The organism is Methylobacterium sp. 1973 (assembly GCF_040545035.1).
GTDB lineage: Bacteria > Pseudomonadota > Alphaproteobacteria > Rhizobiales > Beijerinckiaceae > Methylobacterium > Methylobacterium fujisawaense.
This window is the reverse complement of the sequence record NZ_JBEPLA010000034.1, coordinates 1-6,466: the sequence shown is the minus strand read 5'-3', so window position 1 is coordinate 6,466 and position 6,466 is coordinate 1. Positions and strand designations below refer to the sequence as shown.

Genomic DNA, 6,466 nt, shown 5'->3' with positions numbered 1-6,466 from the left:
GCCACCCGCTACGACAAACTCGCCCGCAACTACGCCTCGGCCCTCGCTCTGGCCGCCGTCATCGCCTTCTGGTGCTGATCGAGTCCACACCCTAGTCCGCGCCTCGGCGGAGGAGCAACGCAAGCGCGCCATTTGGGCGATGGCTGACGGCTTTGAGGCCGCGGTGGGTAGCGTAATTGGCATGGTCTCGTCCTCGGCCACCGAGTTGCAGGCCACCGCCCAGCAGATGACCACGACCGCCCATGAGACGGCGAGCCAGTCGACCACCGTCGCGGCCGCTGCCGAGGAGGCCGCCACCAACGTCAACACGGTCGCGGCCGCGGCCGAGGAGCTTGGCTCGTCGGTGCAGGAGATCGGCCGGCAGGTGCAGGGCTCGGCCCATCTCGCGCAGGCCGCGGTGGGCGAGGCCGACCAGACCGCCCACCTCGTCCAGGCGCTTAGCCAGAACGCCGCGCGGATCGGCGACATCGTCGGGATGATCTCGGCGATTGCCGGCCAGACCAACCTGCTGGCCTTGAATGCCACGATCGAGGCGGCCCGCGCCGGCGCCGCGGGGCGGGGCTTTGCGGTCGTGGCCTCCGAGGTGAAGGCGCTGGCCGAGCAGACCGCCAGGGCCACGCACGAGATTTCGGGGCAGATCGCCCAGATCCAGGCTTCGACCGGCCAGGCGGTCACGTCGATCGCGGGCATCACTGGCCGGATCCGGGAGATCAGCGACGTGGCGACCTCGATCGCGGCAGCGGTGGAGCAGCAGGGTGCGGCCACGCAGGAGATCGTCCGCAACGTCGCGCAGGCTTCGGCGGGGACGAACGAGGTGACGGGCAACATCGCGGGCGTGGCGCAGGCGTCGGAGGAGACGGGGGCGGCGGCCAGCCAGGTCCTGTCGGCGGCCTCCGAGCTGTCGCGGCAATCCGAGCATCTCGGCGCCGAGGTCGCCCGCTTCCTCACAACCGTCCGCGCAGCCTGACACGATCCTATAGACGCAATCTTCGGTTATTCGACTGAACCGTCGAGTGTCGGCTTCCGCCTCACCTCCGTGCGGAGGCGGACGGGCAGAAAAGCACCCCCAGCGGTCATTTGGGGGCGACTGTCGACGGGACTGGAACTGGCCGAAAGCGGCCGGTCCGCTTCGGCGCAGGCCCGCCGGAAAGCGGATGGCCCGCTATCGACCCGACGTCGCCCGTGAGGCCGGATCGTGCGGTCCCCGGAAGCGGACGAAGGCGCCCTCCTTCCGGCGGGGCCAGCGTGATGAGGAAAGCTACAACCAGAAAGTAAAACGAGGTTGTATTAAATACAACGGACGTTCCTATCAGAATGTATCGATGCGTCGTGCTCTCTGGGCTCGCAAAGCGGGCGACGTCCGGATGGCAGCCGCCCGCCCTCACGCCTCTCTCCGCCAGGAATCTCGGACCATGATCACCCGCGCCCTCGACGCACTGTGCCTCAGTGCCCTGGGTTCGACGGCCCTGGGATGGGCGGTGCGCACGGTCGTCATCGTGGCATCCCGGACTGTCGCGCCCCGCAGCGAGGCTGCCGGCGGCCGGCCCGGCCCGATGGCGCCGGCCCGGTAGGCAAGAGGATCGGTGAGCGGCGACGCGGCTCAGGCCGCCCGGGCGAGATCCCCTTCGATCGCGGCGAGCGCCCGCTCCAGCGCCGCGAAGCAGGCCGGATCGAACGCTGTGCCGACATCCGCCCGCATGATGCCGAGCGCCTTCTCAAGCGGCATGGCGGCCCGGTAGGGTCGGTCGGCGGTCAGCGCGTCGAACACGTCGGCGACCGAGACGATCCGGATCTCCGGTACGATCGCATCGCCTTTCAGCCCCCGTGGATAGCCCTTGCCGTCCAGCCGCTCGTGATGGCCGCCGCCGATACAGGCCATCTCGTGAAACACCGCCACGCGGGCCAGGATGGTCTCCGACAGGGCGGCGTGATTGCGCATGTCCTGCCACTCGGCATCGTCCAGCTTGCCGTTCTTGTCGAGGATCGCGTTCGAGACCCCGAGTTTGCCAATGTCGTGCAGGAGCGCGGCCCGCTTGAGCCAGCGGCGGCGTTCCGCAGTAAAGCCGAGTTCGGCCGCGATCATATCGGCGTAGACCGCGACTCGCTCGGAGTGGCCGGAGGTGAAGGGGCTCTTGGCATCGATGATCTGGGCGAACGCGCGGGCGATGTCGTCGAGGTAGTCCTCGTCCACCGCGATCGGGCTGACCGGTGCCAGGGCGAACACCGCCGCCTCGACCTCATCCGAACCCAGAACCTCCCAGAAGCCGGGTTCGGCCGCGACCGCTTCGAAGCAGGCGACGACCTGCGGGTCGAACCATGTGCCAGAGCGCGCCCGCACCTCGGCGATCGCGGCCGAAGGGCCAGCTGCGGCGTGGAAGACGTCGACCACCTGCGCGAGCAGCGCCACACGGGCGTAGAGCGGGATCGCAGCGCCCGTGAGGCGGTCCGGCCGGCCGCTGCCATTCCAGTGCTCGTCCAGCGCGTGGATGGCGTCGCAGACGCTCGTCGAAAAGCGGAGCTGCCGGGCGATCGCGGCACCGCGCTGGCAGCGGGTCTGTATGAGCTCGTCGGCGATCGCTCCGCCGTTCTGCAAGATGTTGAGCACCGCGCGGAACCGTTCGGCCAAGCCTGCCTTCAGGCCCGTGTGAGCGAAGACAAATCCCAGCACCTTCGGCAAGCTGTCGCTCACCGTCTTGAAGTCACGTTTGAAGCTGAGGTCGTCGGATAGATAGAGCTCGCAGATTCGCGCGGCGTTGCTTGAGCAGCCGAGATCCTTCAGCATGATCGTATGGTAGAGTTCCCATAGCTGAAGGTCGGGCAGGCCCATCGCGCGGCCGATGTGGAAGCCGATCCATGTCGCACGAATGCAATGCCCTACGGGCTGGCCTTCCGTCAGATCCAGGGCATGGCTCAAGGCACCCAGGATTTCCGACAGGTGTACGGTCTGTGTCTCTGCGTCACCGCTCGCCACGATTCGCATTGGTATAGCCCAAACTCGTTCCTTATAGGCCGAATGACTATCTCCCAAAAATAATGAAACCGTTCATCGACGGTCGTTCCCATGCGTCCTCATCTCGGCCGGGGACCGCCGCAAAACCACCCTGAGCGTTGGGGTCGACGTCCCCCGACGGCATCGCTGTGCCAGAGCGGCGGTGTTGCGACACCCCTGCAGGCGGCGTCCCCGGGTGGGGTGAGCACCGGCGGGATCGATCCGGTCGAGTCGGTTTTCCAGGGTCACCGCTCGGATGCGAGTGGCACAGCCGTGTGTCGCACGATGCTGCGGCGTGATCCGGGACTGGCGTTCGTCGCGACACCTCCCCGATGCATGGGCGCGATGGAGATCTGCGCCGGTGCTCGTCACTGGGCATGCGGGATAGACTTGGCCGGTCACGACACGCGGCTCATCCCTTCGGCATGCGTGAAGCCGTTCGCGAAGCGGCAGAAGAGCGCCATGGCCGACGCGGAGGCGATCTGCGGCGCTGCGCCCGACGCTGCGGTTCGCCCGGGGATCCCGACAAAGCTGGGGCGAGGTCGGCCGGCATGCTGTCGCGCCAGCCGCGCATGCGGGTCACCGTCGCCCTGGCGGACATGATGGCGCGGATCGTCTGGGCGTTGATGGCCCACGGGGCGCCTGCGGAACTCCGGCCACGGCGTAACCGCCATGCCGCGAGGCGGGAGGGATGCGGGGACGGTCGTCCATCGCCCTGCCGTCACGCCTTGTTCGCCGCGGGAAGTCCGAAGCAGCGCGCCAGCATCGGGTGCCGCTCGCGCACGGTCCATGCACCGGCAAAGCCGAAGCCCCTGCGCAGCCCCAGCATGCCGTCCGAGCCGCAGATCATGCGCCGGCTCTGGGGATGGAGTGGCGGGGATGGAACGGCGGGGATGAAGCGGCGGGCTCGGCGGCTAGGCCCAACGACCCGTGAACCCGCGCGTTCGCGTGTGCGACACGCCCGCACCCGTCACGCCGGGTCAAACCCGCTCGACCCCACGCTGGGACCGACCGTCCCATAATCCTCCGGCCGCCGCTCTAAACGCAGCATTAACCTTGTTCAGTGATTTGCTGGATCCTTCAAAGCTTCGCGGGGTCCGTACCTGCCGCCGCGCAAGGATGGCAAATCATGCGGCTGATCGTCGGCACACTGATCGTCTTCGTCTGCGTGTTCGGCAGCTACGCGGCGATGGGTGCCCACTTGGCAGTCCTCTGGCAGCCGTTCGAGTTTGTCATCATCCTCGGTGCAGCCATCGGTGCCTTCGTCATCGGCAACACCGGGCCGGTGCTCAAGGCCGTGCCCGCCATGCTGGGCACCCTGATGAAGGGCCCCAAATACACGCAGAACTCCTATGTCGAACTGCTGGGGATGCAGTATTCACTGTTCAAACTCGCGAAGCAGAAGGGTTCGATGGCGCTCGAGCCGCACATTGAAAACCCGGGCGAGTCGACGCTGTTCAACGCCTTTCCGACCTTTGCAGCGAATCATCACGCGGTCGAGTTTGTCTGCGACTACATGCGCATGGTGTCGCTGGGTGCCAACAACGTCCATGAGATCGACGCTCTCATGGATCAGGAACTGGAGACGCACCACCAGGAGCAGGAGCGGGTCGTGTCTGCCATGCAGGCGCTCGCCGACGGAACACCGGCGCTCGGCATCGTCGCCGCCGTGCTCGGCGTGATCAAGACGATGGGGGCGATCAAGGAGCCGCCGGAGGTGCTGGGGCATCTGATCGGCGGCGCGCTCGTCGGCACCTTCTTTGGCGTCTTCGTCGCCTACGGCTTCTTCGGGCCCATGGCGCAGTCGCTCAAGAGCCTCTTCGAGGCCGAATCCAAATACTACCTTTCCCTCAAGGCGGGTCTGCTCGCCCACATCGGCGGCCAGCCGCCGGTCATGGCGATAGAATTTGCCCGCAAGTCTCTGATGAGCGACGTCCGCCCGACCTTCAGCGAAGTGGAAGCGGCAACCGCCGCTCTGCCCGCCCAGATCTGACCCGCTATCCGGCAGGGATTCGATGACCACGATCATCATCAAGAAGGTCAAGAAGGCCGCACACGCCCATCACGGCGGGGCCTGGAAGATCGCCTATGCGGACTTCGTGACCGCCATGATGGCGTTCTTTCTGCTGATGTGGCTGATCAGCATGACGACGCAGGAGCAGAAGATCGGTTTGGCGGAATACTTCTCGCCGGCGGCTTTGAGCCCTGCAACCAGTGGCGCGGGCGGGATCCTGTACGGCACCGCCCTGGACACGTCAGGCAACAAGCCGTCCACGCCCCGCGACGCGGAGCGGGGTTCTGCCGAGCGGGAGGACAGAGTGCGCCCGACCAGTCCGGGCCGCACCAGCGATCTCGATGCCAGCCGCCCGGCCGCCAGCACGGAGGTGAACTACAGCGCCATAGCCAGCCTCCGGCAGGCGCTCCAGACGATGCCCGACATCGCCGAGCTGTCGAAGAACATCGTGATCGAGCAGACCAAGGAGGGCGTGAACGTGTCCCTCGTGGACCAGGACGGCCGCGCCATGTTCCGCGAGGGCTCTGTCGACCCCTACGAGCGCACCCGTCGCGTGCTGGAGGCGCTCGCGCCCGCCCTGCGCCGGCTGCCCAACAGCCTGTCGATAACCGGCCACACGGCCGCCGCACGCCCGGGCTCGGCGCGGACCGCCGAACCCTGGAATCTCACCGCCGGGCGTGCGCTCGCCGTGCGCGAGATCCTGTCGGGTGCCGGGGTTCCCAACGACCACTTCTCGTCCGTGGTGGGACGCGCCGACACCGAGCCGGTTTTCCCCGACAATCCCTACATCGCGCCGAACCGACGGGTGACGATCACTCTGCTCAATGCGAGCCCGCCGGTGCCCCCGAACCTGCTTCGTTGACGACGAGGCGCCGCGCCGCCTCGGACGACAACGGCGAATCGCCGTCGAGGCCGCCCATCGGATCATCGTGGCGCATCACGCGCTTTGCGCAGGACCACAGGCTACAGCGTCGCTTCTGGCGCGCGTGCGGAGACGGAGCGGGCGGCCTACGAGCAGGCCCGGCGTGTCTGCGCCGCGCGCCTTCCGTCAGCGCCCTCAGCGGATCCCCAGGATCCGCCCCCAGGGGAGGGGGTCGGCCTGTCGGGATGGCTTTCGAGGCGCGGGAACGAATGGAGGTCGCGGTCAGGCCACGGGCCTCGAGCCGCACGGGGCGAGAGACCGTCGAGAAATCAACCCCAGAGATCTGAGCGGCATCCGCTTCCCCAACCTCGATTCCCGAAAGCGGACCGGCGGCAAACCACCCATCTGAGACGCTCGGAGGTCATCGGCGCCAGCAGGGCATGGCCGAAAGAGGAACGACCGCTTTGGAGAAGGCTGGCCAGAGAAGCGGACGGCCTCTTATCGACCTGACCTTGCCCCGTGTTTGCCCCCGTTCATAACCAGAGTCCGTTCTGGTTCTGGTCCTGTTGGGACCGGGTTGCAAATGCGTTCGGGGTGAGCC

At 67.3% G+C, this 6,466-nt stretch carries 4 protein-coding genes and 3 pseudogenes; 5 read left to right on the top strand and 2 right to left on the bottom strand.

Features of this window, described 5'->3' with window-relative positions; translation table 11 throughout:
* Positions 1 to 103: 103 nt before the first annotated feature.
* Together ABIC70_RS28235 and ABIC70_RS28230 are read left to right on the top strand one after the other, a co-directional pair.
* Positions 104 to 967: pseudogene (locus ABIC70_RS28235) on the top strand (methyl-accepting chemotaxis protein); the annotation flags it as partial.
* 445 nt (positions 968 to 1,412) lie between these two features.
* Positions 1,413 to 1,571 (top strand): hypothetical protein, encoded by a 159-nt coding sequence (locus tag ABIC70_RS28230; RefSeq protein ID WP_158498469.1) that lies wholly within the window; start codon positions 1,413 to 1,415, stop codon positions 1,569 to 1,571.
* Between the two features lie 29 nt (positions 1,572 to 1,600).
* Here the strand turns inward: ABIC70_RS28230 and ABIC70_RS28225 are convergent, their stop codons facing one another.
* Positions 1,601 to 2,980 carry an HD-GYP domain-containing protein gene (locus ABIC70_RS28225; protein WP_043346292.1) on the bottom strand — a complete coding sequence of 460 codons (1,380 nt, stop codon included), beginning with the start codon at positions 2,978 to 2,980 and terminating at the stop codon, positions 1,601 to 1,603.
* A 186-nt stretch (positions 2,981 to 3,166) separates the two neighbouring features.
* Here ABIC70_RS28225 and ABIC70_RS28220 point away from each other — a divergent pair.
* Positions 3,167 to 3,502 (top strand): annotated as a pseudogene (locus ABIC70_RS28220) (IS110 family transposase); the annotation flags it as partial.
* Between the two features lie 208 nt (positions 3,503 to 3,710).
* On the opposite strand, the pseudogene ABIC70_RS28215 reads toward ABIC70_RS28220, so the two are convergent.
* A pseudogene (locus tag ABIC70_RS28215) lies at positions 3,711 to 3,845 on the bottom strand (IS6 family transposase); the annotation flags it as partial.
* 273 nt (positions 3,846 to 4,118) lie between these two features.
* On the opposite strand from ABIC70_RS28215, the gene motA reads away from it, so the two are divergent.
* Together motA and ABIC70_RS28205 are read left to right on the top strand one after the other, a co-directional pair.
* On the top strand, positions 4,119 to 4,982 hold the full coding sequence (motA, locus tag ABIC70_RS28210) for a flagellar motor stator protein MotA (protein ID WP_043346294.1): 864 nt from the start codon (positions 4,119 to 4,121) through the stop codon (positions 4,980 to 4,982).
* A gap of 22 nt (positions 4,983 to 5,004) precedes the next feature.
* Positions 5,005 to 5,865, top strand: a complete 861-nt coding sequence (locus ABIC70_RS28205) for a flagellar motor protein MotB (protein WP_043346296.1) — start codon at positions 5,005 to 5,007, stop codon at positions 5,863 to 5,865.
* Positions 5,866 to 6,466 lie beyond the last annotated feature (601 nt).

Bases quoted from the DNA above. Each gene is read 5' to 3' on its own strand.
- ABIC70_RS28230 (WP_158498469.1), top strand. From the start codon at position 1,413: ATGATCACCCGCGCCCTCGACGCACTGTGCCTCAGTGCCCTGGGTTCG.
- ABIC70_RS28225 (WP_043346292.1), bottom strand. From the start codon at position 2,980: ATGCGAATCGTGGCGAGCGGTGACGCAGAGACACAGACCGTACACCTG.
- motA (WP_043346294.1), top strand. From the start codon at position 4,119: ATGCGGCTGATCGTCGGCACACTGATCGTCTTCGTCTGCGTGTTCGGC.
- ABIC70_RS28205 (WP_043346296.1), top strand. From the start codon at position 5,005: ATGACCACGATCATCATCAAGAAGGTCAAGAAGGCCGCACACGCCCAT.